The sequence below is a fragment of the Halomonas halophila genome (genome assembly GCF_030406665.1).
GTDB lineage: Bacteria > Pseudomonadota > Gammaproteobacteria > Pseudomonadales > Halomonadaceae > Halomonas > Halomonas halophila.
In genome coordinates, this window is the sequence record NZ_CP129121.1 from 2,748,550 (window position 1) to 2,773,392 (window position 24,843).

The 24,843-nt window shown below is 68.5% G+C and carries 19 protein-coding genes; 6 read left to right on the forward strand and 13 right to left on the reverse strand.

The window, feature by feature from the left end; translation table 11 throughout:
- Window positions 1-45: 45 nt before the first annotated feature.
- Together glyA and QWG60_RS12925 are read right to left on the reverse strand one after the other, a co-directional pair.
- Window positions 46-1,344 carry a serine hydroxymethyltransferase gene (gene glyA / locus QWG60_RS12920; protein WP_046078180.1) on the reverse strand — a complete coding sequence of 433 codons (1,299 nt, stop codon included), beginning with the start codon at window positions 1,342-1,344 and terminating at the stop codon, window positions 46-48.
- A gap of 380 nt (window positions 1,345-1,724) precedes the next feature.
- Window positions 1,725-2,765, reverse strand: a complete 1,041-nt coding sequence (locus QWG60_RS12925; RefSeq protein ID WP_046078181.1) for a GlxA family transcriptional regulator — start codon at window positions 2,763-2,765, stop codon at window positions 1,725-1,727.
- Window positions 2,766-2,910: 145 nt separating this feature from the next.
- Here QWG60_RS12925 and QWG60_RS12930 point away from each other — a divergent pair, with 145 nt between their 5' ends.
- From QWG60_RS12930 to QWG60_RS12940, 3 genes are read left to right on the forward strand one after another with little or no spacing between them, the layout of a single operon-like run.
- A complete protein-coding gene (locus tag QWG60_RS12930; RefSeq protein ID WP_046078182.1) occupies window positions 2,911-3,642 on the forward strand; it encodes an ABC transporter ATP-binding protein in 732 nt (243 codons plus the stop codon).
- 14 nt (window positions 3,643-3,656) lie between these two features.
- Complete coding sequence (locus QWG60_RS12935; RefSeq protein WP_146908474.1) at window positions 3,657-6,020, forward strand: ABC transporter permease; 2,364 nt, start codon at window positions 3,657-3,659, stop codon at window positions 6,018-6,020.
- 4 nt (window positions 6,021-6,024) lie between these two features.
- Window positions 6,025-7,224, forward strand: a complete 1,200-nt coding sequence (locus QWG60_RS12940; RefSeq protein WP_107181556.1) for an efflux RND transporter periplasmic adaptor subunit — start codon at window positions 6,025-6,027, stop codon at window positions 7,222-7,224.
- A gap of 112 nt (window positions 7,225-7,336) precedes the next feature.
- Here the strand turns inward: QWG60_RS12940 and QWG60_RS12945 are convergent, their stop codons facing one another.
- Window positions 7,337-8,452: a hybrid-cluster NAD(P)-dependent oxidoreductase gene (locus QWG60_RS12945; protein WP_035597962.1), complete on the reverse strand. Its 1,116-nt coding sequence runs from the start codon at window positions 8,450-8,452 to the stop codon at window positions 7,337-7,339.
- A 345-nt stretch (window positions 8,453-8,797) separates the two neighbouring features.
- Here QWG60_RS12945 and QWG60_RS12950 point away from each other — a divergent pair, with 345 nt between their 5' ends.
- Window positions 8,798-10,084, forward strand: coding sequence for an aromatic ring-hydroxylating oxygenase subunit alpha (locus QWG60_RS12950; RefSeq protein ID WP_146908476.1), 1,287 nt, complete (start codon window positions 8,798-8,800; stop codon window positions 10,082-10,084).
- Window positions 10,085-10,249: 165 nt separating this feature from the next.
- Here the strand turns inward: QWG60_RS12950 and QWG60_RS12955 are convergent, their stop codons facing one another.
- Both QWG60_RS12955 and fdhA read right to left on the reverse strand, forming a co-directional pair.
- Window positions 10,250-10,507 (reverse strand): hypothetical protein, encoded by a 258-nt coding sequence (locus QWG60_RS12955; RefSeq protein WP_046078186.1) that lies wholly within the window; start codon window positions 10,505-10,507, stop codon window positions 10,250-10,252.
- A 188-nt stretch (window positions 10,508-10,695) separates the two neighbouring features.
- The gene (fdhA, locus tag QWG60_RS12960) at window positions 10,696-11,889 is read right to left on the reverse strand and encodes a formaldehyde dehydrogenase, glutathione-independent (RefSeq protein WP_107181554.1); all 1,194 of its coding nucleotides are present in this window, start codon (window positions 11,887-11,889) and stop codon (window positions 10,696-10,698) included.
- A gap of 243 nt (window positions 11,890-12,132) precedes the next feature.
- On the opposite strand from fdhA, the gene QWG60_RS12965 reads away from it, so the two are divergent.
- Together QWG60_RS12965 and QWG60_RS12970 are read left to right on the forward strand one after the other, a co-directional pair.
- On the forward strand, window positions 12,133-13,704 hold the full coding sequence (locus QWG60_RS12965; protein ID WP_107181553.1) for a BCCT family transporter: 1,572 nt from the start codon (window positions 12,133-12,135) through the stop codon (window positions 13,702-13,704).
- Between the two features lie 207 nt (window positions 13,705-13,911).
- Complete coding sequence (locus tag QWG60_RS12970; RefSeq protein WP_046078189.1) at window positions 13,912-14,427, forward strand: invasion associated locus B family protein; 516 nt, start codon at window positions 13,912-13,914, stop codon at window positions 14,425-14,427.
- An 81-nt stretch (window positions 14,428-14,508) separates the two neighbouring features.
- Here the strand turns inward: QWG60_RS12970 and etfB are convergent, their stop codons facing one another.
- The 8 genes from etfB to gbdR all read right to left on the reverse strand — a co-directional run bounded on the left by etfB (window position 14,509) and on the right by gbdR (window position 24,577).
- Window positions 14,509-15,312 (reverse strand): electron transfer flavoprotein subunit beta, encoded by an 804-nt coding sequence (gene etfB / locus QWG60_RS12975; RefSeq protein ID WP_107181552.1) that lies wholly within the window; start codon window positions 15,310-15,312, stop codon window positions 14,509-14,511.
- A complete protein-coding gene (etfA, locus tag QWG60_RS12980; RefSeq protein WP_107181551.1) occupies window positions 15,302-16,570 on the reverse strand; it encodes an electron transfer flavoprotein subunit alpha in 1,269 nt (422 codons plus the stop codon). The genes etfB and etfA overlap by 11 nt, the downstream gene beginning before the upstream one ends.
- Window positions 16,570-18,543 (reverse strand): (Fe-S)-binding protein, encoded by a 1,974-nt coding sequence (locus tag QWG60_RS12985; RefSeq protein ID WP_046078192.1) that lies wholly within the window; start codon window positions 18,541-18,543, stop codon window positions 16,570-16,572. Before QWG60_RS12985 ends, etfA begins: the two co-directional genes overlap by 1 nt.
- 214 nt (window positions 18,544-18,757) lie before the next feature.
- Window positions 18,758-20,830: a dimethylglycine demethylation protein DgcA gene (gene dgcA, locus QWG60_RS12990; protein ID WP_046078193.1), complete on the reverse strand. Its 2,073-nt coding sequence runs from the start codon at window positions 20,828-20,830 to the stop codon at window positions 18,758-18,760.
- A 13-nt stretch (window positions 20,831-20,843) separates the two neighbouring features.
- Window positions 20,844-21,401 carry a DUF5943 domain-containing protein gene (locus tag QWG60_RS12995; RefSeq protein ID WP_016853728.1) on the reverse strand — a complete coding sequence of 186 codons (558 nt, stop codon included), beginning with the start codon at window positions 21,399-21,401 and terminating at the stop codon, window positions 20,844-20,846.
- 146 nt (window positions 21,402-21,547) lie between these two features.
- Window positions 21,548-22,525 carry a dipeptidase gene (locus QWG60_RS13000; protein WP_035597939.1) on the reverse strand — a complete coding sequence of 326 codons (978 nt, stop codon included), beginning with the start codon at window positions 22,523-22,525 and terminating at the stop codon, window positions 21,548-21,550.
- A gap of 142 nt (window positions 22,526-22,667) precedes the next feature.
- The gene (gene mtgA / locus QWG60_RS13005; protein WP_046078194.1) at window positions 22,668-23,369 is read right to left on the reverse strand and encodes a monofunctional biosynthetic peptidoglycan transglycosylase; all 702 of its coding nucleotides are present in this window, start codon (window positions 23,367-23,369) and stop codon (window positions 22,668-22,670) included.
- A gap of 71 nt (window positions 23,370-23,440) precedes the next feature.
- On the reverse strand, window positions 23,441-24,577 hold the full coding sequence (gene gbdR, locus QWG60_RS13010) for a choline metabolism transcriptional regulator GbdR (RefSeq protein ID WP_035597931.1): 1,137 nt from the start codon (window positions 24,575-24,577) through the stop codon (window positions 23,441-23,443).
- Window positions 24,578-24,843 lie beyond the last annotated feature (266 nt).

Below are 24,843 nucleotides of genomic sequence, written 5' to 3' on the forward strand. Positions count from 1 at the left end.
GTCTACTCCTCAAGGGCCCCGCCGGCTGCCCGGCGGGGAACGGGCTCACGCGGTGGCGGTGTCGGTCGACTCGACCGCGGCCTTGGCATAAACGGGATGGCGGGCGCACAGCTCGGCCACCTTGCCCCGGACCTCGGCCTCGATGGCGGAGGTGTCTTCCTCCTTCTCCAGCACGTCGAGGATGTCGCAGATCCAGCCGGCCAGGGTCTCGCAGTCGGCCTGGTTGAAGCCGCGGGTGGTGACGGCCGGGGTACCGAGGCGCAAACCGGAGGTGACGAACGGGCTCTGCGGATCGTTGGGCACGGCGTTCTTGTTGACGGTGATGTGCGAACGGCCCAGGGCGGCGTCCGCGTCCTTGCCGGTCACGCCCTGCTTGATCAGCGAGACCAGGAACAGGTGGTCGTCGGTGCCGCCGGAGACGACCTCGAAGCCACGCTCGACGAACACGCTGGCCATGGCCTGGGCGTTGTCGATGACCTGGGCCTGGTAGCGCACGAAGTCCTGGCTCATGGCCTCGCGGAAGGCCACGGCCTTGGCGGCGATGACGTGCATCAGCGGGCCGCCCTGCTGACCCGGGAAGACCGCGCCGTTGAGCTTCTTGTACAGCGCCTCGTCGCCGCTGGCGGAGAGGATCAGGCCGCCACGCGGACCGCGCAGGGTCTTGTGGGTGGTGGTGGTCACCACGTGAGCGTGGGGCAGCGGGCTCGGATAGTGGCCGGCGGCGACCAGGCCGGCGACGTGGGCCATGTCGACCAGCAGGTAAGCGCCCACGGCATCGGCGATGTCGCGGAACCGGCGCCAGTTGACCACGCGCGAGTAGGCCGAGAAGCCGGCGATGATCAGCTTCGGCTTGTGCTCGTGGGCCAGGCGCTCGACTTCCTCGTAGTCGATCTCGCCGGTCTCCGGATTCAGGCCGTACTGCACGGCGTTGTAGTGCTTGCCGGAGAAGTTCGGCGCGGCGCCGTGGGTCAGGTGGCCGCCGTGGGCCAGGCTCATGCCCAGCACGGTGTCGCCCGGGGCGACCATGGCCATGAAGGCCGCGGCGTTGGCCTGGGCACCGGAGTGAGGTTGGACGTTGGCGTAGTCGGCGCCGAACAGGGCGCAGGCCCGGTCGATGGCCAGCTGCTCGACCACGTCCACGTGCTCGCAGCCGCCGTAGTAGCGCTTGCCGGGATAGCCCTCGGCGTACTTGTTGGTCAGCTGACTGCCCTGAGCCGCCATCACCTGCGGGCTGGCATAGTTCTCGGAGGCGATCAGCTCGATGTGGGCTTCCTGCCGTGCCACCTCGTCACCGATGGCGGCAGCGATCTGGGGATCGGTCATTGTCAGGTTGTTGTCATTCATTCGTCATCACCCTCGGGTTAGCGTCACAACGTTAAGGATTGGTGGCGATCGAGGCATCCTGAAAACGACACCGCCGTCGTTGAACGAGACACCGGCCTCTCACGCGTTTCACCTTGGCCATATTGATAGCCAAGGCCGCCGCCCAAAGATTGAATGAATGCGACAAATTTACCGACAGATTCCCGCCATAATATTCAAATACCTGATTTTAAAGATTTTAATTTCAAGACGGTTTTTGTATTTATCCCTGCCTGACGCGGAGTATCGATACCCTCACAGCGCCAGCGTTGAAGCCCCTTCGAGCGACTCCCACGCGATCGTCGCGCCGACGACACCGCCCCCGAAGATGAGCGCGCCCGGTCGAGACGCCATACGCCACCCTAGCCGCCCGCCCCCTCGCGGGAGGCGATATGCAGGAAGAACGGATCCACCGGCGTCTCGCCGCGCTGCGCGGCCTTGCGCATGGCGGTAGGCGTGTCGCCGAAGGCCTCGCGGAAGTGGCGCGAGAAATGGGCGGTGTCGGCGAAGCCGCAGCGTTCGCCGATCTCGGTGACGCTCTTGGCGGTGTAGTGCAGCATCCACAGGCCATAGCGCAGGCGCAGGTCACGAGCGAACTTCTGCGGCCCGATGCCCAGCTCCTCGCGGAACTTGCGCTCGATGTTGCGCCGCGACGACCCCACCCGCCGCGCCAGTTCGTCCACCGTGATCGCCTCGCCCAGGTGCTGCTCGATGATGGTGATGGCGCGGCGCACCAGCCGGTCGGCGACCTTGTCGAAGACCACCGGCTGGGGCTGGGGATGCTCCCCGCGGCGCGCCTCGTCGATCAGCATGATGTGCAGGCTCTTCATCGCCCAGGCCTTGCCCAGGTGGCGCTCGACCAGGTAGGCGGCCAGATCCGCCGAGGCGATGCCGCCGGCGCAGGTCAGCCGATCGCCATCGTCGATGAACAGCCGATCCGCCACCGGCTCGATATCGGGGAAGCGGCTCGTCAGGTCGCCGTGGTGGTACCAGCTCACGCAGCAGCGCCGGCCGTTCATCAGCTCGGCCTGAATCAGCGCGAAGACGCCGGTGCACACCCCGACCAGCGGCACGCCGGCCTCGGCCACGCGCTGCAGGTAGTGGAGCGCCGCCTCGTCCACCGCGTCGTGCTCGTCCTGAACCCCGCCGATGACCACGATGTAGTCGAAGTCGCGCGGATCGCGAAACGGCGAGCAGGGCGTGACGGCGGCGCCGCAGCTGGACATGGCGTCGTGCCCGCCGCTGGTCATGAACACCCAGTGGCAGCGCAGCTGGCGCGAGCGGTCGCCCTCGTCGGCGGCCAGACGCAGGCAGTCGACAAAGGCCGCGAAGGGCATCATGGTGAAACGCCGCAGCAGCACGAAGCCGACGGACAGGGGCTCGTTGTCGTGGGAATGACGCATGGGACGGGGGACTCTTCGCTCTCGCCGGATCGCCCCTAGTGTCCGGCACGGCGCGGCGCGGCGCAACGCGGGCCCGGCGCATCGGAGCCGGCTCGCTATACTCCCGGTAGAGGTCACGACGACCGGCCATGCAGGGAGCCCCGCAGTGCCGACGCCCTCACCCGCCTCTTCCCCGTCGACGGTGCTCGAGGCCCGCCATCTGACCCGCATCTTCCGCATGGGCACCGTCGAAGTGGCTGCGCTGCGCGGCGTCGACCTCGACCTCGCGGCCGGCGAGCTGGTGGTGCTGCTCGGCCCCTCGGGCAGCGGCAAGTCGACGCTGCTCAACCTGCTGGGCGGGCTGGATACCCCCACCGAGGGCGAGATCCGCTTCCACGGCGACCCGCTGACCGGCGCCAGCGAGCGCGCCTTCGACCGCTATCGCCGCGAGCACGTCGGCTTCGTGTTCCAGTTCTACAACCTGATCCCGAGCCTCACCGCCCGCGAGAACGTGGCGCTGGTCACCGAGATCGCCCGCGATCCGATGACGCCCGAGGAGGCGCTGGAGATGGTCCACCTCGGCCCGCGCCTCGACCATTTTCCCGCCCAGCTTTCCGGCGGCGAGCAGCAGCGGGTAGCGATCGCCCGGGCCATCGCCAAGCGCCCCGAGCTGCTGCTGTGCGACGAGCCCACCGGCGCCCTGGACCGCGATACCGGCATCGTGGTGCTCGAGGCGATCCTGCGCGTCAACCGCGAGCTCGGCACCACCACCGCGCTGATCACCCACAATGCGGTGATCGCCGACGTCGCCGACCGGGTACTGCACTTCGCCGACGGACAGATCGTCGACAGCCGCACCAATACCGCTCGGCGCTCGCCCGCCGAGCTGGTGTGGTGAGCCGGAGATGCACCGTGAGTAGCCTCGACCGCAAGCTGCTGCGCGAACTGTGGCGCCTGCGTGCCCAGGTGCTGGCCATCGCCCTGGTGATCGCCTCGGGCAACGCCCTGCTGATCATGGCGCTGACCACCATCGAGGCCCTCGAGGAGACCACGGTCGCCTACTACGAGCGCACGCGCTTCGGCGAGGTGTTCGCCGACGTCACCCGGGCGCCGAAATCGCTGAGCCGCGAGCTGGCCGAGATCCCCGGCGTGCAGCGCGTGTCGACGCGCATCATCGAGGGCGCGCTGCTTGACCTGCCGGACTTCGACGAGCCGGTGGTAGCGCAGCTGGTGTCACTGCCCGAGCGCGGCGTCGAGCCGATGAACGCCCTGACCCTGCGCAGCGGCCGCCGGGTCGCCCCCGACCGGCCGGACGAGGCGGTGATCGGCGAGGCCTTCGCCGAGGCGCACGGTCTGGTGCCGGGCGACCACTTCGACGCCGTGCTGCGCGGCCAGCGTCGCACCCTCGAGGTGGTCGGCATCGCGCTCAGCCCCGAGTACGTCTACGCCATCGCCCCCGGCGGGCTGATGCCCGACGACGCGCGCTTCGGCGTGCTGTGGATGGGCCGCGAGGCGCTGGCCGCCGCCTTCGACTTCGACGGCGCCTTCAACGCCGTCAGCCTGACGCTCATGCCCGGCGCCAGCACCCGCGAGGTGGTCGCGCGGCTCGATGCCCGGCTCGCCCGCTACGGCGGCACCGGCGCCTATCCTCGCGACGAACAGGTCTCGAACTGGTTCCTGCAGAACGAGATCGCCCAGCAGAAGAACATGGCACAGCTGCTGCCGAGCGTCTTCCTGGCGGTCTCGGCCTTCCTCACCCACCTGGTGATGGGCCGCATGATCGATACCGAGCGCCGCGAGATCGGCCTGCTCAAGGCCTTCGGCTACTCGCGGCTGGCCATCGCCTGGCACTACGTCAAGCTGGTGCTGGTGATCGGCGGGCTCGGTGTGGTCATCGGCGCCCTGCTCGGCGCCTGGCTGGGACACTGGAACACCCGGCTGTACGCCGAGTTCTATCACTTCCCCTTCCTGCTCTACCGCCCCGGGCCGGAGAGCTTCCTGCTGGCCACGCTGGTCAGCCTGGGCGCGGCGCTGGCCGGCGCCCTGTGGGCGGTGCGCCGCGCCGCCGCCCTGCCCCCGGCCGAGGCCATGCTGCCGCCTTCGCCGCCGGTCTATCGGCGCAGCCGGCTGTCGCGCTCGGCGCTGGCCCGCCACCTGGACGAGCCCACGCGCATGATCGCCCGCCGCCTGCTGCGCTGGCCGCTGCGCGCGCTGCTGGCAAGCGCAGGCCTGGCCATGTCGGTGGCGGTGCTGGTGATGGCCCTGCAGTGGCTGGACGCCATCGACGCGCTGGTCGACAGCGTCCTCGTCGAGAGCCAGCACCAGGATGCCACCCTGGGCTTCCACGACCTGACCCCGCTCGGCGAGCTGGCCGGCGTCGAGCGGCTGCCCGGGGTACTGGCCGCCGAGCCGCTGCGCGGCGTGGCGGCACGCCTTCACCACGGCTCGCTCAGAGAGCGCGAGGCCATCGTCGGCCTGCCGCGCGACGGCGTGCTGAGCCCGGTCCACGACGCCCAGGGCCGCCCGGTGACGGTGCCGCCGGACGGCCTGCTGCTATCGCAACAGCTGGCCGGCATGCTGGAGGTGGAGATCGGCGACGTGCTCATCGTCGAGGTGCTCGAGGGCCGGCGCCCGCGGCTCGCGCTGCCGGTGGTACGGCTGTTCGACACCGACGTCGGCAAGCCCGCCTATATGGCGCTCGACGCGCTCAACCGCCGCATGGGCGACGGCCGGGTGATGCGCGGCGCCCGGATCGTCGTCGATCCGGCCCGCCGCGCCGAGCTGCTCGCCAGGCTCAAGACCCTGCCCGCCGTCAGCGGCGTGCAGTTCCGTCAGGCCGCCATCGACACCTTCCATGACACGCTCGGCCAGACCCTCTTCATCTTCGCCGGCTTCTTCATCGCCTTCGCCAGCGTGCTGTCGGTAGGGGTGACCTACAATACGATTCGCATCGCCCTGGCCGAGCGGGCCCGGGAACTCGCCACCCTGCGGGTGCTCGGCTTCAGCCGCTGGGAGATCTCCTACATCCTGCTCGGCGAGGCGGGGCTTCTCACCTGGCTGGCCATGCCGCTGGGCTGCCTGCTGGGCTTCGCCCTGGCCTGGTACCTGTCCAGCGCCTTCGCCACCGAACTGTTTCGGGTGCCGCTGGTGATCCACCCGGCCACCTACGCCTGGGCGGTACTGATCGCGCTGGCCTCCGCCGGCGTCTGCGCCGCGGTGGTGCGCCGTCGACTCGACCGCCTGGACCTGATCGCGGTGCTCAAGACCCGGGAGTGACGCCATGGACGTGAAGGGACGCCGAGGACTGCTGTGGGGAACGCTGCTGGCGCTGCTGGCCGTCGGCATCGGCGTCGCCCTGCGCCCGCAGCCGGTGCCGGTGGATCTCGCCATCGCCGAGGTCGCGCCGCTGCGCGTCACCGTCGACGAGGAAGGCATGACCCGGGTACGCGAGGTGTTCACCCTGGATGCGCCGGTGGCCGGGCGGCTGCGGCGCATCGACGTCGACGCCGGCGACCCGGTCGAGGCCGACCGCACGGTGCTGGCCACCATCGACACCGCCCCGCCCGCGCTGCTCGACGCGCGACGCCTGGCCGAGCAGCGCGCCGCTCTCGAGGCCGCGCGCTCGACCCGGGACCTGGCGGCCGCCGAGCGCGAGCGGGCGGCGGCGGACCTGGCCTTCGCCCGTCGCGAACTCGACCGGGCCCGACGCCTGGCCGAGGAACAGAGCCTGGCCCGCCGGGCCCTCGAGGACGCCGAACGGGCCTTCCGCGTGGCCAGCGCCGAGCTGACCCGCAGCGAGGCCGCGCTGGCGGTCCGCGAACACGAGCTGGAGCGGGCCGCCGTCCAGCTGCTATCGCCGCTGGAGCTCGAGGCCCGTCAGGCCAGCTGCGAGTGTGTGACCGTCACCTCGCCGACCCACGGCGTGGTGCTGCGCGTGCTGCGACGCAGCGCCGGCATCGTCGGCGCCGGCACCCCGCTGATGGAGATCGGCGATCCGGCCGACCTGGAAGTGGTGGTCGACCTGCTCTCCGAGGACGCGGTGCGCGTCTCGCCGGGTCAGGCGGCCATCCTCGGCGGCTGGGGCGGCCCCGAGCTGGCAGCCAGGGTGCGCCGCATCGAGCCGCTGGGCGTGACTCGCGTGTCGGCGCTGGGCATCGAGGAACAGCGAGTCGACGTGGTGCTCGACCTGAGCGACCCGCCGGCACGCTGGGAGCGCCTCGGCCACGACTATCGAGTCGACGTCGGCATCGTGCTGTTCGAGGGCGAGGTGCTGCAGGTGCCGCTCGGCGCGCTGTTCCGCGACGGCGACGACTGGGCGGTGTTCGTCGCCGATGACGGCGAGGCGCGGCGCCAGACGGTCACGATCGGCGCACGCAACGATCTGGCGGTGCAGATCCGCGACGGCCTGGAGGCGGGCCAGCGGGTGATCCGCTATCCCGGCGAGCGGGTCAGCGACGGCAGCGCCATCGTCGAGCGCTGAGGTCAAGCACGAGAGACCTCAAACGCAAGCGCCCCAGGCCATGGCCCGGGGCGCTTCGCGTCGAGAGACATTCGCGTAAGCGACATACGCCTCCACGACGTGCGCGTCTGCCTCAGTAATCCACGACCAGGTTGGTCTTGGGCGTGCTGCAGCAGGACAGGATGTAGCCCTCGGCGACGTCCTCGTCGGTGATGCCGCCGTTGTGCTCCATCTCGACCTCGCCCTCGGTCACGGCCACGCGGCAGGTGCCGCAGATGCCCATGCCGCAGGCCTTCGGGATATGCAGGCCCAGCTTGGCAGCGGCGGTGTGCACGGTCTCGGTGGGCTGGATGCGCACGCTCTTGCCGGTGCTGCTGAACTCGACGCTCAGCATGTCGGAGACGTCGAGCTCCTCGGCCTCGGCCTCGGCCTGCTCCACGTTCTCGATGACCTCCTCCTGGACGTCCACCGGCGTGGCGCCGAAGGCTTCCTCGTGGTAGCGGCTCATGTCGAAGCCGTTTTCCTGGAGCAGGCGCTTGACCGCGTTCATGTACGGGGTCGGACCACAGCAGAATATCTCGCGATCCATGAAGTCCGGCGCCATCAGCTCCAGCATCGCCTGGCTGAGGTAGCCGCGGAAACCGGCCCAGGCCTCGCCCAGCTCGTCGCTGCGCTCGCAGACGATGTGCAGCTTGAACTCGGGGATCCGCGAGAAGATATGCTCCAGCTCACGGTGGAAGATGATGTCCCGGGGCGTACGCGAACTGTGCACGAACTGCAGGTCCACGGCGGCGTTGGTGTCGAACAGCCAGCGCACCATCGACATCAGCGGGGTGATGCCCACACCGCCGGAGAGCATCAGATACTTCTCCGCCGGGTAGTCGATGATGTTGAACTTGCCGACCGGACCGTGCACGGCCAGCTCGTCGTTGACCTTTAGGTTGTCGTGCAGCCAGTTGGAGACCACGCCGCCCGGCATGCGCTTGACGGTGATCGAGAAGCTGTAGGGCACGGACGGTGAGCTGGAGATGGTGTAGGAGCGCATCACCTGCTCGCCGTCGATCTCCAGCTCCAGGGTCACGAACTGTCCCGGCTTGAAGAAGAACATCACCGGCTGCTCGGCCATGAAGCAGAAGGTGCGAGTATCCCAGGTCTCCTGGATCACCTTGACGCAACGCACCTGGTGGCGGCCGTTGGTCCAGGTCTGGGTGGTGACGGGATTGACGGGATTAAGAAAATTCATTGTCATGATTGTATCGCCTGGGGGTCGCCTGGGGCTGCAGCGTGAAGCTCGCGGTCCGACGGCGGAGACACCGCCTGCCGTTGGCAGAATTTTGCGCACCCCCGCGCGCCCCCACTTGTCTGTCAACGACATGGTCATGCCCATCACGTCCATCGGCAGGACATTTATCACACCCCCTGGTCGCTGTTGCATCGCCACGCGTCGTCAGTGGACAACTCCCCCTCCAGACGCTGTTTCAAACTCACCTCACCCGCCGCGGCCCCACCGGGGCGTGAATTCGCTAGACCTTGGCCCGCATTTCAACAATCCCGAGGCTGTCACAGCAGCCCAGCAATGAGGAAGCGTCCCACCATGGATTCACTGTCACCTGCCCGTCTGGATGACCCCCTGGCCCCGGCACGCGAGGCCACCGCCGAGATGCTGAAGGAGCGTCAGCACAACTACTCGCTGCCGCAGCCGTTCTACAACGACGAGCGGCTGTTCGCCCTCGACATGCAGGAAATCTTCGAGAAGGAGTGGCTGTTCGCGGGCATGACCTCCGAGATTCCGGCCAAGGGCAATTTCATGACCCTGGAGGTCGGTGACAACCCGGTGGTGATCGTGCGCGGCAACGACGGTGAAGTGCACGCCTTCCACAACGTCTGCCGCCACCGCGGATCGCGCCTGTGCGTGACCGACAAGGGCAAGGTCGCCAAGCTGGTCTGCCCCTACCACCAGTGGACCTACGAGCTGGACGGCCGCCTGCTGTTCGCCGGCACCGAGATGGGCCAGGAGTTCAACCTCGCCGATCACGGCCTCAAGCCGGTTCAAGTGCGCACCGGCGGCGGCTTCATCTTCGTCAGCCTGGCCGACGAGGCCCCGGAGATCGACGGTTTCCTCGAGACGCTGGACCACTACCTGGCGCCTTACGACATGGAAAACCTCAAGGTCGCCGTGGAATCCAGCATCGTCGAGCAGTGCAACTGGAAGCTGGTGCTCGAGAATAACCGCGAGTGCTACCACTGCAACGGCGCGCACCCGGAGCTGCTCAACTCCCTGCAGGAGTTCGACGACACCGACGATCCCCGCGCCACCCCGGCCTACAAGGAGCTGGTCGCGCGCAAGCAGGCCGACTGGGAAGCTCAGTGCGTACCCTACAAGCTGACCCGTCTGGATCGTCGCAACCGCCTGACCCGCACCCCGCTGCTGGACGGCGCCGAGTCGATGACCATGGACGGCAAGCGCGCCTGCCAGAAGCTGATGGGCCAACTGCAGAGCGCCGACCTGGGCTCGCTGCGCATCCTGCACCTGCCGAACTCCTGGAACCACTTCATGGGCGACCATGCCCTCGTCTTCCGGGTCCTGCCGCTCGGCCCGCAGCGTACCGTGGTGACCACCAAGTGGCTGGTGCACAAGGACGCCGTGGAAGGCGTCGACTACGATCCGGAGCAGATGCGCAAGGTCTGGGACGCCACCAACGACCAGGACCGCCGCCTGGCCGAGGAAAACCAGCGCGGCATCAACTCCAAGAGCTACCAGCCGGGTCCGTACTCCGAGACCTACGAGTATGGCGTCATCGACTTCATCAACTGGTACAGCGAGCGCATGCTGGAGAACCTGGGCCACAGCCAGCCCGACCTGCAGCTCGCCAACGGCTGATCTCGCCTCCGGTCGAGCGCGCCATCGCAAGGACCCGCCTCGGCGGGTCCTTTTTTTATCGTCGCATCGAATGCCGTCGCGTCGGCCAGACACCAACGCGCCCCGCCCGGACATCCGGGCGGGGCGCGTGCGTTCGGCGACTCGAGAGTCCGGCGTCGAAGGCCCTCAGGCCGACTCACCCTCTCCGTTCGGCAGCTCCATCAGATGCTGCTCGATGGCCTCGCGCACCGCGGGCAGCATCACGTCGCTCTGGGCCATCAGCTCGCGGACCAGGGCCTCGAGCCCCGGCACGCCCACCTCGTTATGCTTGAGCCGCGCCAGATGGGCGCAGGTCTCGGGACTGGCATCCGCGGGGACATGAATGTCCAACGCCACCAGACGGTCGCGGAAATCATCCCCGTCGATCAGGTCGACGATCATCATGGTGGATTCCTCCTGTTCTTGATCTTCGGCTAGCCTCAAGATTGGCACCGCGCGACGTCGCCCGCAATGCCGGCGCTCCCCCAGGCGAAACCGCTCGCCACCGTTCACCCCCCCCCTTCCAACGCATGACGGCGCCCCGAAGGGCGCCGTCATGAAGAGAGCCTGATGGCCTCTCATACCGCAACGTCTCAGGCCGCCACGCTGCCGTGCGGGTCCATGACGAATTTCTTGGCCGCCCCGCCATCGAAGTCGGCGTAGCCCTGCGGCGCCTCGTCCAGGCTGATCATCTGCACGTTGACCGCGTCGGCGATGTTGACCTTGCCGAACAGGATCGCCTGCATCAGCGGACGGTGATACTTCATCACCGGGCACTGGCCGGTGTGGAAGCTGTGCGACTTGGCCCAACCGAGGCCGAAGCGCATGCTCAGGCTGCCCTGCTGGGCGGCGGCGTCGGCAGAGCCCGGGTCCTCGGTCACGTACAGACCGGGGATGCCGATCTGGCCGCCGGCGCGGGTCACCGACATGGCGGAGTTCAGCACCGCGGCCGGCGCTTCCTGGCCGTGGTTGCAGCCGCAGGCGTGGGCCTCGAAGCCGACGCAGTCGACGAAGGCATCGACCTCGCGCTCGCCGAGGATGACCTCGATCTTGTCGGCCATGTCGCCGTCTTCGGTCAGGTCGATGGTCTCGCACCCGAAGCTGCGGGCCTGGGCCAGACGCTCCTCGATCATGTCGCCGACGATGACGCAGGCGGCACCCAGCAGCTGGGCGGAGACCGCGGCGGCCAGACCGACCGGACCGGCACCGGCGATGTAGACGGTGGAGCCCGGGCCGACGCCGGCGGTGACACAGCCGTGGAAGCCGGTCGGGAAGATGTCGGACAGCAGCGTCAGGTCCTTGATCTTCTCCATGGCCTGATCGGCGTCCGGGAACTTCAGCAGGTTGAAGTCGGCGTAGGGGACCATGACGTATTCGGTCTGGCCGCCGACCCAGCCGCCCATGTCGACATAGCCGTAGGCCGCGCCCGGGCGTGACGGGTTGACGTTCAGGCAGATCCCGGTCTGGCCGGACTTGCAGTTGCGGCAGCGGCCACAGGCGATGTTGAACGGCACCGAGACCATGTCGCCCGGGCTCAGGAATTCGACGTCGCGACCGCACTCGACCACGATGCCGGTGATCTCGTGACCCAGCACCAGACCTTCCGGGGCGGTGGTACGACCGCGCACCATGTGCTGGTCGCTGCCACAGATGTTGGTGGTGACGACCTTGAGGATCACGCCGTGTTCGCACTTGCGATTGCCGAGGGCAAGTTCCGGGTAGGCGATGGACTCGACGGCGACCTGGCCCGGGCCCTTGTAGACGACTCCGCGGTTGTTTGAACTCATGTGGCTGGCTTCCTTCATGGTTTTTGTGGACTCACGGTACAAGACCGTCACCACGACCCTACCCCTCCTGCATGGCCGGAACGCTCCGCGAGCGGCCTCGCCATATCCATCCGCGACCCCCTTCGACCACATGCTGTCGACGCATAGCTGCAGGTCGCTTTCACGACACTCCTCGACCCGCCTCGGCGACAAGAATGATCGGCGCCGCCCGTGGCGGCACACAATAACAACCGAGGAATACGCATGACTCATGATGACGATCCTGTCCTGTCACCCGGGCAGGACAACAAGCAGTTACTGGGGCTGGATTTCCACAATCCCGTCTTCCCCCTCTCCGCCCTGGCCATTCTCGGCTTCATTCTCTACGCCCTGGTCTACCCCGACGCCGCCAACACCCAGCTGGGCGCGGCGCGCGGCTTCGCCATCGAGCACTTCGACTGGCTGTTCATGATCGCCGGCAACGTGTTCGTGGTGCTGTGCCTGGCGCTGATCGTGCTGCCGCTGGGGCGGATTCGCCTGGGCGGGGCCGACGCCCGCCCCGATCACTCGCTGGTGTCCTGGTTCAGCATGCTGTTCGCCGCCGGCATGGGCATCGGCCTGATGTTCTGGAGCGTGGCCGAGCCGGTCGCCTACTACACCGACTGGTACGGCACGCCCCTCGACGTCGCCGCCCGGACCCCGGAGGGCGCGACCGCCGCCATGGGCGCCACCATGTTCCACTGGGGCCTGCACCCCTGGGCGATCTACGGCGTGGTCGGCCTGTCGCTGGCTTTCTTCGCCTACAACCGCGGCCTGCCACTGACCCTGCGCTCGGCCTTCACGCCGCTGCTGGGCGAACACACCCGCGGCTGGATCGGCCATCTGGTGGACATCCTGGCGGTACTGGCCACCATCTTCGGCCTGGCCACCTCGCTGGGCTTCGGCGCCTCCCAGGCCGCCGGCGGTCTCAACTACCTGTTCGACGTGCCCAATACCCTGGGCACCCAGATCGCCATCATCGTGGCGGTCACCGCCGTGGCACTGTTCTCCGTGTGGCGCGGCATCGACGGCGGGGTCAAGCTGTTTTCCAACATCAACATGGTGATCGCCCTGCTGCTGCTGCTGTTCGTGGTGATCACCGGCTCCACCATGCTGTTCGTCAACGGCCTGTGGGACACCAGCGTGGCCTACCTGACTCACCTGGTACCGCTGTCCAACTGGGTCGGCCGCGAAGATGACACCTGGTTCCACGGCTGGACGGTGTTCTACTGGGCCTGGTGGATCTCCTGGTCGCCGTTCGTCGGCATGTTCATCGCCCGCGTCTCCCGCGGCCGCACCGTGCGCGAGTTCCTGATGGCGGTGCTGCTGGTCCCGACGCTGGTGACGATCGTGTGGATGAGCGCCTTCGGCGGCAACGCCCTGGCCCAGGCCGCCGGCGGCGTCGGTGCGCTGTCCGATGGCATCGGCGAGGTCTCGCTGGCAATGTTCCAGATGCTCGAGCACCTGCCGCTGACCACGCTGACCTCGACCATGGCCATCGTGCTGGTGCTGGTGTTCTTCATCACCTCCTCCGATTCGGGCTCGCTGGTGATCGACAACATCACCGCCGGCGGCAAGGTCGACGCCCCGCGCACCCAGCGGGTGTTCTGGGCCACCCTGGAAGGCGTGATCGCCGGCGTGCTGCTCTACGGCGGCGGTGACAAGGCCCTGGGCGCCCTCCAGGCCGGCGCCGTGGCCACCGGCCTGCCCTTCACCCTGGTGCTGCTGGTGATGGCCGTGGGGCTGGTCAAGAGCCTGCGCGAGGAACACGCCCTGGGCCTCGCCCGGACCGCCTGACCCCTCGCTGAACGACACCGACGCCCCCGGCCGGGACTTCCCGCCGGGGGCGTCGGCGTTCCTGCTTACCGTTTCCCCGTTGCGGCCCCGCGGGGGCTCGACCTTGCCGCCGGTTACGGGCATGGTGGTAGCACCATGCCCGGGCACCGCTCGGCGTCCGGGGCCACGAGCGTCAAACCGTCTCAACCGTCAGGAGAAAGAACCCCAATGTCCAAACGACTCGTGTCGGGCCTGATCGGCCTGCTGTGCCTGCTGCCGCTGGCGTCTTCGGCCCTCGCCCAGACCAGCATGTCCGGCCAGGGCGGCAACTTCGAGAGCGAGCAGTACCAGAGCTGGGAAGTGCGCTGCCCCACCGACGCCCAGAGCGGCCCGTGCAGCATGACCCAACTGGTCACCAACCCGGACGACGACCAGCCGGTGATGCGCGTGATCATCGCCCAGCCGCCCCAGGCCGAAGTGCCGATCATGACCTTCCTGCTGCCGCTGGGCGTGCGCCTGGCGCCGGGCCTGCAGCTGAGCGTGGACGGCGGCGAAGGCGTGCCCTTCCCCTATCAGGTCTGCGACCAGCCGGGCTGCCGCGCCGACCTGCCGCTGGAACCGTCGCTGATGCAGCAGCTGCGCGGCGGCAGCAACGCCACCCTGAGCCTGATCGACCCGCGCGGCAGTCGCCGCGATCTGAACATCTCGCTGATGGGCTTCACCAGCGCCAGCCAGCAGATCTGAGTCGCGCGCTCCGCGCCACGTAAAAAGCCCCGGTCGGTGACCGGGGCTTTTTGCTTTGGTACCTGGCGAGAGACGCTGCGGCTAGCGCAGCACGCCCTCTTCCTTCAACAGCTTGAGGATCGCTTCCGCGCCTTCCTCCGCGGTCACGTCGGTGAGCACCTGGCCACCGCCGCCCTCGGCCTTGGCGGCCGCGGCCTTGAAGCGGTCGCGGGCCGAGGCGGCCTTGACGATCTTCAGGCGCTTGGGCCGCTTGCGGGCCGGCTGGGTCTCCCAGCTCGCCCAGGCCTCGTCCACGGTCACGCTGCCGGGCACCGCGGCCAGGTGGCCACGACGGGCCGGGCCGTAGGCGCTCTGACGCGGCGCCGGGGCCGCGCCATCGACCGTGACGATGGCCGGCAGGCGCACCTTGAGCCGGCGACGCTGGCCGCGCGGCAGCGCCTGCAGCAGGGTCGCGACGCCGTTCTCGACGCTCTCCACCGCCGCCAGGCCGCTGACCACCGGCCAGCCCAGGCGCTCGGCGAGCAGGTAGGGCAGCAGGCCGGAGCCTTCGCCCTGCTCGGCGCGCTCGCCGGTGATGACCAGCTGCGGCGGCGCCGCATCGAGCGCCTCGGCGAGCGCGGGCAGCACGTCGGTGCCCTCGGGCTGCTCGACCAGGGTCAGGGCATCGAAGCCCATGCCCAGGTAGCCGCGCAGGGCCGGCTCGCTGTCCGCCTCCTTGCCGCCGGCATGCAGCAGCTGGACACTGGCGTCGGCCACGCCGCGGGCCAGCTCCACCGCCCGGGCGTCCTGGTCGGCGCGGCGCGCGCGACCGGTGACGGGGTGACGCCCCACGGAGACCAGCACGGTGATCTCCAGCGAGGCATCGGCTTGGGCTTCAGGCCGCATCGCGCTTCTCCTCTCGTTGCTGCTTGACCATGGCCACCAGCGAGCCGAGTACCTCGGCCGAATCGCCGATGACCGCCAGATCGGCGCGCTTGATCATGTCGCAGCCGGGGTCCATGTTGATCGCCACCACCTTGTCGCAGGTCTGGATCCCCTGCAGGTGCTGGATGGCGCCGCTGATGCCGACCGCCACGTAGACCCGGGCGGTGACCCAGGTACCGGTGGCCCCGACCTGGCGATCGCGCGCCATGAAGCCGTCATCCACGGCGACACGAGATGCCCCTTCCGTGGCGCCGAGCACCTCGGCGGCGGTGTGGAAGCCATCCCAGTCGCGGATGCCGTTGCCGGCGGAAAGGATGAACTCGGCCTCGGCCAGCGCCACGCCCGACGGGTCCACCGGCACCTGGCCCAGATCCTCGATGCGCGAGATCGGCGACGGCAGCTCCTGGGGCAGGCTCAGCGCCTCGGCGGCGTGACGGTTGTCGTCGACCGGCTCGGCGCATTCCTCGAGCGCCAGGGTGATGCGCGGCAGCGGCCGCTGGATGTCGATGGTGGCCGCCGCGCCGCGGGCGGTGCACTGCCAGCCCAGTTCGGCATCGGCGTCGGGCTCGAGCTGCCACACGCCGGTGGCGGGGCGCTCGCCGAGACGCGCCGCCAGGCGGCGGCCCAGATCGGCGCCGCCGAGCTTGGAGTCCGGCACCAGCCAGTGGCGCGGCGTCCAGGCCTCCTCCACCGCCAGCAGCGCGCCGAGGCGGGCCTCCGGGGCGAAGCCGTCGAAGCGGGGATCGTCGAGGGTCAGCAGGCGGTCGACGCCGGCTTCGCCGAAGCCGTCTTCCTTGTGCTCGCCGTAGACCACCGCCAGCACCGCACCCCGGGCATCCGGGTCGGCGTCGGCCAGCTGCCGTGCCAGGCCCAGCAGGTCACGGTCATGGCCGGAGAGGCGGCCGCCGGCCATGTCCGGCACCACCGCCACCAGGAAGGCCGGCGATTCGATCTCGACCAGCGGCTTGCTCTGGGCGGTCGTCTTGGCGGCTCCGCCGCCGCCGGCACCCTGCTGGACGCCGCTGCGGTCGATGCGCTTGAGGCCATTGGGGCCCATGAAGCCCACCGCGTGCGGATTGCGGCGGACGATGCCCGCGGGTCCCACCCACTCGCTGGCCGCGCCCTGGCCGAGCTCGGCCAGGACTTCCAGATGCTGCGGGTGCAGCCGGTTACGGGCGATCCAATCCTTGCGCGGATCGCGACGGACGATATCGCTCATCACGCCACCTCCACGGCCTGGGGCCGATTCGATGATTGCTGGGCCGCGCCGGAGGACGCCTCGGGCGCCTCGGTCAGCGCGTTGGCGACCAGTTCGGCAATGTCACGCACCTCGGCGGTGGCATCGACCACGCCCTCAAGCATCGCGGTGCACTGCGGGCAGCCCACGGCCACCAGCTCGGCGCCGGTCTCGCCCACGTCGTTCATGCGCATGTCGGGAATCCGGCGCTCACCGGGGATGTCGGTGATCGGCGCACCGCCGCCACCACCGCAGCAGCGGGAGCGGAAGCCGGAGCGCTCCATCTCGGCGACTTCGATGCCGAGCGCCTTGAGCACGTTGCGCGGGGCCTCGTACTCGCCGTTGTAGCGGCCCAGGTAGCAGGGATCGTGATAGGTCACGCCGCCGCCCTTCCAGGGCTTGAAGTGCAGGCGACCGGCCTCGTACAGCTCGGCGATGTAGGTGCTGTGGTGCCGCACCTCGTAGTGACCACCCAGCTCGCCGTACTCGTTGCCGAGCACGTGGAAGCTGTGCGGGTCACAGGTGACGATGCGCTGGAAGCGGTACTTCGACAGGGTGGCGATGTTGCGCTTCGCCAGGCTCTGGAAGGTCGCTTCATCGCCCAGGCGCCGGGCCACGTCGCCGCTGTCGCGCTCCTCGTTGCCGAGCACCGCGAAGTCGACGTCGGCGGCGCGCAGCACCTTGACCAGCGAGCGCAGGGTGCGCTGGTTGCGCATGTCGTAGGCGCCGTCGCCCAGCCACAGCAGCACCTCGGCCTCGCCGCGATCCGCCATCAGCGGCAGCTCGAGGTCGGCGGCCCAGTGCATGCGGGCGTCGGGGGCGAAGCCACCCGGATTGTCGGTGGCGATCAGGTTGTCGAGCACCTCGGGCCCCTTGTTGGGGGTATTGCCGTGCTCGAGGGTCAGGAAGCGCCGCATGTCGACGATGGCATCGACGTGCTCGATCATCATCGGGCACTCCTCGACGCAGGCGCGGCAGGTGGTGCAGGACCACAGGGTCTCGGCATCCACCAGGGCCTTGCCCTCGCGGGCCACGATCGGGCCGTGAGGCGTGCCTTGATGCTCGCCCACCGGCTGGCCCGGATAGGGGCTGCCGGCATAGTGGGCATCGCTGCCGCCGGCCATGCCGACGACCATGTCCTGGATCAGCTTCTTGGGATTGAGCGGCTGGCCGGCGGCGAAGGCCGGACACATGGCCTCGCAGCGGCCGCACTGCACGCAGGCGTCGAAGCCGAGCAGCTGGTTCCAGGTGAAGTCGCTGGGCTTCTCGACGCCCAGGGTGGCGTTCTCGTCGTCCAGGTTCAGGGCCTTGAGGCCGGTGGAACGGTTGCCCTCGCCGAAGCGCTCGGCGCGACGGTGGAAGGCCAGATGCAGGGCGCCGGCGAAGGCGTGCTTCATCGGCCCGCCCCAGGCCATGCCGAAGACCATCTCGCCCAGGCCCCAGACCAGCACGGCGGACAGCGCCAGCGCCAGCACCCAGCTGCCGAAGTCCTCGGGCAGCAGGCCCACGGCGGGCAGGGTGATGGCGAAGACGCTCAGCGAGAAGGCCATCAGGCTCTTGGGCAGGCGCATCCACGGGCCCTTGGAGAGCCGGGACGGTGGATTGCGGCGGCGGCGAGCCACGAAGCAGCTGCCGACGAACATGGTGGCACTGGCGGCCAGCAGCACCCAGCCGAGCACGCCTTGGGCCAGGCCCAGGCCGTGCACCAGGACCATCAGCACCGCCGCGGCGACGAAGCCGCCGGCGGTGGCCACGTGGGTGTTGGACATGACCTTGTCGCGGGCGACCACGTGGTGCAGGTCGACCAGGTAGCGCCGCGGCACGGAGGCCAGCCCCTTGACCAGCGGCACGGGTGAGGGACGCCCCTGGCGCCAAAGGCGCACGCGCCGGACGACGCCGATCGCCGCCAGGCCCAGCGCGGCGAAGATCAGGATCGGCAATAGGATATCGAGCATGACGCTCACCTCATATCGAGAGCCGTAGCTTTAAGCTGTCAGCGGAAGTGATCCACACGGGCGGGGAACCCGGGCCGGCAACCGGCGGAGGGCTCGACAACGGCGCGGGGGCCCGAGGGCCGTTCCGCGCCGTGACCGAGGGTGTTCGACCGAGGCCCGGTGCGGCCGCGAGGCATGCACCGAGCCCTCCCCTTCCGTGGTTCCCCGGGCGCCGTCAGAAGTCCTTGCAGAGGCGCAGGGCGTCGTAGATCGCGGCATGGGTGTTGCGCGGCGCGGTGCAGTCGCCCAGACGGAACAGCAGGAAGCCGTCGCCGTCCTCGCTCAGGCAGGGCTGCGGCTTGATGTCGTACAGCGCCTCGAGATCCACCTGGCCCTTGTTGCGCGACTCCTGCTTGAGCGCGTAGTAGAGGTCCTCGTCCGGACGCACGCCGTTCTCGACCACGATCTGATCGACCACGCGCTCCTCCTGCTGGCCGGTGTACTCGTTCTCGAGCACCGCCACCAGGGAATCGCCCTCGCGATAGACCTTATGCAGCATCAGGTCGGAGGTCATGATCACCTCCTTCTCGTAGAGGCTGCGGTAGTAGGTCGGGAAGGTGGTGCCGCCGACCGCCGCACCGGGCTTGATGTCGTCGGTGACGATCTCGACCTTGGCGCCCTTGTCGGCCAGGTAGTCGGCCGCAGACATGCCGGCGAACTCGCACAGGGCGTCGTAGATCAGCACGTTCTTGCCCGGCTCGACCTTGCCGTTGAGCACGTCCCAGGTGCTGACGATCAGGCTCTCCTCGGGATTCTCGGAGTAGCCCCACTCGGGATACTGGTCCAGGTACGGCTGACCGCCGGTGGCCAGCACCACGATGTCGGCCTTGAGGTCCTTGATGGTGGCCTCGTCGGCGTAGGTGCCGAGGCGCTGGTCGACGTTGAGGCGGGCCAGCTCGAGCTGGTACCAGCGAGTGATGCCGGCGATCTGGTCGCGCTGCGGCGCCTTGGCGGCGGTGGTGATCTGCCCGCCGATGGCCTCGGAGGCCTCGAACAGGGTCACGTCATGGCCACGCTCGGCGGCCACGCGGGCCGCTTCCATGCCGCCTGGGCCACCGCCGACCACCACGACCTTGCGCTTCTTGCCTTCGGTCTGCTCGATGATGTGCGGCAGGCCCATGTACTCGCGGGAGGTCGCGGCGTTCTGGATGCACAGCACGTCCAGACCTTGGTACTGGCGGTCGATGCAGTAGTTGGCGCCGACGCACTGCTTGATCTGGTCGACCTGATCCATCTTGATCTTGGTGATCAGGTGCGGATCGGCGATGTGCGCGCGGGTCATGCCCACCAGGTCCACGTAGCCACCCTCGAGGATGCGGCTGGCCTGGTTCGGGTCCTTGATGTTCTGGGCGTGGATCACCGGCTTGGAGACCACTTCCTTGATGCCCGCCGCCAGGTGCAGGAACGGCTCCGGCGGGAAGGACATGTTGGGGATGACGTTGGCCAGGGTGTCGTGGGTGTCGCAGCCCGAGCCGACCACGCCGAAGAAGTCCACCTGGCCGGTGGCATCGTAGTAGGCGGCGATCTGCTTCATGTCGTCGTGCGACAGGCCGTCCGGGTGGAACTCGTCGCCGCAGATGCGCAGGCCGACCGTGAAGTCGTCGCCGACCTCGGCGCGCACGGCCTTGAGCACTTCCATGCCGAAGCGCATGCGGTTCTCGAAGCTGCCGCCCCACTGGTCGGTCCGCTTGTTGACGCGCGGGCTCCAGAACTGGTCGATCAGGTGCTGGTGCACGGCGGACAGCTCGACGCCGTCCAGGCCGCCTTCCTTCGCCCGGCGTGCGGCCTGGGCGAAGTCACCGATGATGCGCCAGATCTCCTCCTCCTCGATGGTCTTGCAGGTGGAGCGGTGCACCGGCTCGCGGATGCCGGACGGCGACAGCAGGGTCGACCAGTTGAAGCCATCCCAGCGCGAGCGACGACCCATGTGGGTGATCTGGATCATGATCTTGCCGCCGTGCTTGTGCACGGCGTCGGCCAGATTCTGGAAGTGCGGAATGATGCGGTCGGTGGCCAGGTTCACCGAGCTCCACCAGGCCTGCGGGCTGTCGATGGAGACCACCGAGGAGCCGCCGCAGATGCACAGGCCGCAGCCGCCCTTGGCCTTCTCTTCGTAGTACTTGACGTAGCGGTCGGTGGTCATGCCGCCGTCGGTCGCGTAGACCTCGGCGTGGGCGGTGCTGACCACGCGGTTGCGAATGGTGAGGTTGCCGATCTCGATCGGCTGGAAGATCGCGTCGAATGCCATGGGTGATGCCTCCTCAGCCCTGTGCGTTGTTCGAGATGTCGGCGATCGGACGGGTCACGAAGACGCCGACGTCGCAGCCTTCTTCGGCGCCGCTCTGGGTCTGCTCGGCGACGGTGCGCAGATCGCTGCCGCGGGCGGCGAGGATCTGGTCCATGGCGCCGGCGAACCAGCCGGTGAACATGTATTCGATCTTCCGGCCGACCTTGCCCATCTGATAGACGAAGGCGCTGTGCTCGAGGCGCACGCGGCAGGTACCGGCGTCTAGGTCGATGTCCTCGGTGATGAACAGCCCCCAGCCGCGCTGGGAGAGGCGCTTCATGTAGTGTTCGAAGACGTCGACGCCCTCGAGGCCGTGGCATTCGGCCTCCTTCTCGCACCAGTGCCAGGCGCTCTTGTAGCCGGCATCGTAGAGGATCTCGGCGTACTTCTCGGCGCCCAGGGCCTCTTCCACGGCGACGTGGTTGTTGATGAAGAAGTGACGCGGCACGTACAGCATCGGCAGGGCGTCGGTGGTCCAGATGCCGGTATCGGCATCCACTTCGATCGGCAGTTCAGGGGCCATCTTGGTCACGATCTTATTCCTCGAATCTTGCTGATTATTATCGGGCTTCAATGGGCTCGCAGGCGCGGCTTCGGGCGTTGTTGGCTGTTGGCAAGCGGCGTCGAGCGGCAGTGACATTCACGGATGGCGCCGGGCCGCGGCCCGGCGCGGAGGGCTCACTCGCCCCAGACGTCCTTCAGGACATTGACCCAGTTCTCACCCATGATCTTGCGCACCTGGCGCTCGCTCAGGCCGCGCTTCAGCAGCGCCTCGGTGAGGTTGGGGAATTCGCCGATGGTGCGAATGCCCTCGGGGTTGATGATCTTGCCGAAGTTGGTCAGGCGACGGGCGTAGCCCTTGTCGTGGGTCAGCCACTCGAAGAACTGCTTGTCGTGACCCTGAGTGAAGTCGGTGCCGATGCCGATGGCATCCTCGCCGACGATGTTCATCACGTACTCGATGGCCTCGACGTAGTCGTCGACGGTGGCGTCGACGCCGGCACGGAGGAAGGGCGTGAACATAGTCACGCCGACGAAGCCGCCGTTGTCGGCGATGAACTTGAGCTCTTCGTCGGACTTGTTGCGCGGGTGTTCCTTGAGGCCGGACGGCAGGCAGTGGGAGTAGCAGACCGGCTTCTCGGACGCCTCGATCACCTCGCGGGAGGTGTTCTCGCCGACGTGGGAGAGGTCGCACATGATGCCGACGCGGTTCATCTCGGCGACGATCTCGCGGCCGAAGCCGGACAGGCCGCCGTCACGCTCGTAGCAGCCGGTGCCGACCAGGTTCTGGGTGTTGTAGCACATCTGCACGATGCCCACGCCGAGCTTCTTGAAGATCTCGACGTAGCCGATCTGGTCCTCGAACGCATGGGCGTTCTGGAAGCCGTAGATGATGCCGGTCTTGCCCTCTTCCTTGGCCCGGGTGATATCCGCGGTGGTGCGCACCGGACGCACCAGGTCGCTGGACTCGGCCATCAGGGCGTCGGTCTTGACGATGTTGTCGACGGTGGCCTGGAAGCCTTCCCAGACGGACACGGTGCAGTTGGCGGCAGTCAGGCCGCCCTTGCGCATGTCCTCGAACAGCTCGCGGTTCCACTTGGCGATAACGAGACCATCGATAACGATGGCGTCCTGGTGCAGCTCGGAAGGGGTCATGGCGGGGGGCTCCGTGGTAGCGCATGGTCACGCCGGCAGCATATCCCCCGCCCTGCGGGCCCCGGCGCCTAGAAACGACCGGGAAAATTCCAAAAGCGTCACGCCCGTCGCGATCGCGACACGCCGGGAAATCGGTGTCGCGTCAGAGACGCTCGAGGTAGGCGGCACCGCCGAGATTGCGCATCTGCCCGCGGATCCAGGCGCTGCGCTGCAACACGTAGCCGCTGGGGCGCGAGGCATTCCAGCCACGGGGATTGGGCAGGATGGCGGCCAGCCGGCTGGCCTGGGCATTGCTCAGACGCGACGCCGGTACGCCGAAGTAATGGCGGGAGGCGGCCTCGAGACCGAAGACTCCGTCGTCCCACTCGGCGATATTGAGATAGACCTCGAGAATGCGCTCCTTGGGCCAGAGCGTCTCGATCAGCAGGGTGAACCAGGCCTCCAGGCCCTTGCGCACCCAGCTGCGGCCGGTCCACAGGAAGAGGTTCTTGGCGGTCTGCTGGCTGAGGGTGCTGGCGCCGCGCAGGTCGCCGCCGTTGAGGCTGGCCTCGACGGCGCGGCGCAGCTCGACCAGGTCGAAGCCGTGATGCTCGGGGAAGCGCTGGTCTTCGGCGGCGATCACCGCCAGCTTGGCGCTGTCGGGCAGCTGGCTCCACGGGCGCCAGTCCTGGCGGATCTCCAGCGAATCGCCGTCGCGCCAGGCCTGTACCTTGCGCTCGAGCATCACCATGGAGCCGCCCACCGGCACCACCCGGAACATCAGCACCGCCAGCACGCTCAGCCCGATCCCGCCGAGCAGCGCGAGCCCCAGGGCCCGCGCCAGCCATCGCCATCCGTTTCGCATCGACCTCCGCCCGGCACTTCGTCAGGGGCGCACTCCCCGAGGATGGGGATGCGCCCTCCCGGCGCCAGGCGCTAACTCAGCCTGACGCTGGCATAGGTCGGCTCCCCCCGGGCCTGGTCCAGGGCGCTCATGGCCGCGGACACCGGCGTGTCGGGCACCGACTCGAAAGAGGCGGACTGTAGCATGACGGCGGCATCCTGGCCCAGCTGCACCGGCACCAGGTCCACAGCGCTGGAGCCCAGACGTTCGTCGCGGGGCGGAATGCCGAAGTACTCGCGGTAGCACTTGGAGAAGTGCGGCGTGGAGACGAAGCCGCAGGCCGAGGCCACCTCGATGATCGACATCGGCGTCTGCTTGAGCAGCTGCCGGGCCCGGGTCAGACGCAGCTTGAGGTAGTAGCGCGACGGCGAGCAGTGCAGGTTCTTCTGGAACAGCCGCTCCAGCTGGCGCCGCGACACGTTCACGTAGCCGGCCAGCTCGTCGAGGCTGATCGGCTCCTCGAGGTTGGCCTCCATCAGCGCGACGATCTCCAGCAGCCGCGGCTGGGTGGTCCCCAGCACGTGCTTGAGCGGCACCCGCTGCTGGTCCTGCTCGTTGCGCACGCGGTCGTAGATGAACATCTCGGAGATGCCGGCGGCCAGCTCGCGGCCGTGGTCGCGGCCGATCAGGGTCAGCATCATGTCCATCGGCGCCGTGCCGCCCGAGGCGGTGGCCCGGTCGCGGTCGATGGAGAACAGCCGCGTGGTCAGCGAGACCTTGGGGAAAGCCTCCTGCATGGCGGCCAGGCATTCCCAGTGCACGCTGGCCTCGAAGCCGTCGAGCAGCCCGGCGCGGGCCAGGGCCCAGGAACCGGTGCAGACGGCGCCCAGGCGGCGCGAATGGCGTGCCTCGGACTGCAGCCAGGCGACGTGCTCGCGCTGCACGCTGCGCTGCGGGCCCACGCCGCCGCAGACGATCACCATGTCCAGCGCCAGCGGCACGGTGGTGGAGGCGTCGGGGGTGATCTGCAGGCCGTCGCTGGCACGCACCGGGCCGCCATCGAGGGTCAGGGTGTACCAGCGATAGAGCTCGCGCCCGGCCAGCTGATTGGCCATGCGCAGGGGTTCGATGGCCGAGGCCAGCGAGATGAGAGTGAAGTTATCCAGCAACAGGAAGCCGAGCGTCTGGGGCCCGGCGGCATGACGCGAGGTCTGAGGAGCGCTTGTCATCGTCCATACTCCAGCACGGTGGTGTTGTCATCGTTATTGTCGAGTCAGGCAGGGGCATTTGCCCTGGAGGCCCGCCTGTCGCGGACAGGCATGCACGCTTCGAAATTTACCGGCTGTGTCGTTTTCTGGCATGTCAAATTTGCCTATCGGGAGGCGTTCTCCCGGTACATCACGACAATGAGTCGCACACAGGCATGAAAACGTCGCCAAGGAACACGGAAGGCAGGAACGACAGGCGCCGCCTCGAGGAGGCGGCGCGCTGCGGG

Coding starts and splice junctions, on each gene's coding strand:
- QWG60_RS12925 (WP_046078181.1), bottom strand. CDS start 2,765: ATGCGTCATTCCCACGACAACGAGCCCCTGTCCGTCGGCTTCGTGCTG.
- glyA (WP_046078180.1), bottom strand. CDS start 1,344: ATGAATGACAACAACCTGACAATGACCGATCCCCAGATCGCTGCCGCC.
- QWG60_RS12945 (WP_035597962.1), bottom strand. CDS start 8,452: ATGACAATGAATTTTCTTAATCCCGTCAATCCCGTCACCACCCAGACC.
- QWG60_RS12955 (WP_046078186.1), bottom strand. CDS start 10,507: ATGATGATCGTCGACCTGATCGACGGGGATGATTTCCGCGACCGTCTG.
- mtgA (WP_046078194.1), bottom strand. CDS start 23,369: ATGCGAAACGGATGGCGATGGCTGGCGCGGGCCCTGGGGCTCGCGCTG.
- QWG60_RS13000 (WP_035597939.1), bottom strand. CDS start 22,525: ATGACCCCTTCCGAGCTGCACCAGGACGCCATCGTTATCGATGGTCTC.
- QWG60_RS12940 (WP_107181556.1), top strand. CDS start 6,025: ATGGACGTGAAGGGACGCCGAGGACTGCTGTGGGGAACGCTGCTGGCG.
- QWG60_RS12985 (WP_046078192.1), bottom strand. CDS start 18,543: ATGCTCGATATCCTATTGCCGATCCTGATCTTCGCCGCGCTGGGCCTG.
- QWG60_RS12970 (WP_046078189.1), top strand. CDS start 13,912: ATGTCCAAACGACTCGTGTCGGGCCTGATCGGCCTGCTGTGCCTGCTG.
- gbdR (WP_035597931.1), bottom strand. CDS start 24,577: ATGACAAGCGCTCCTCAGACCTCGCGTCATGCCGCCGGGCCCCAGACG.
- dgcA (WP_046078193.1), bottom strand. CDS start 20,830: ATGGCATTCGACGCGATCTTCCAGCCGATCGAGATCGGCAACCTCACC.
- etfA (WP_107181551.1), bottom strand. CDS start 16,570: ATGAGCGATATCGTCCGTCGCGATCCGCGCAAGGATTGGATCGCCCGT.
- QWG60_RS12950 (WP_146908476.1), top strand. CDS start 8,798: ATGGATTCACTGTCACCTGCCCGTCTGGATGACCCCCTGGCCCCGGCA.
- etfB (WP_107181552.1), bottom strand. CDS start 15,312: ATGCGGCCTGAAGCCCAAGCCGATGCCTCGCTGGAGATCACCGTGCTG.
- QWG60_RS12965 (WP_107181553.1), top strand. CDS start 12,133: ATGACTCATGATGACGATCCTGTCCTGTCACCCGGGCAGGACAACAAG.
- fdhA (WP_107181554.1), bottom strand. CDS start 11,889: ATGAGTTCAAACAACCGCGGAGTCGTCTACAAGGGCCCGGGCCAGGTC.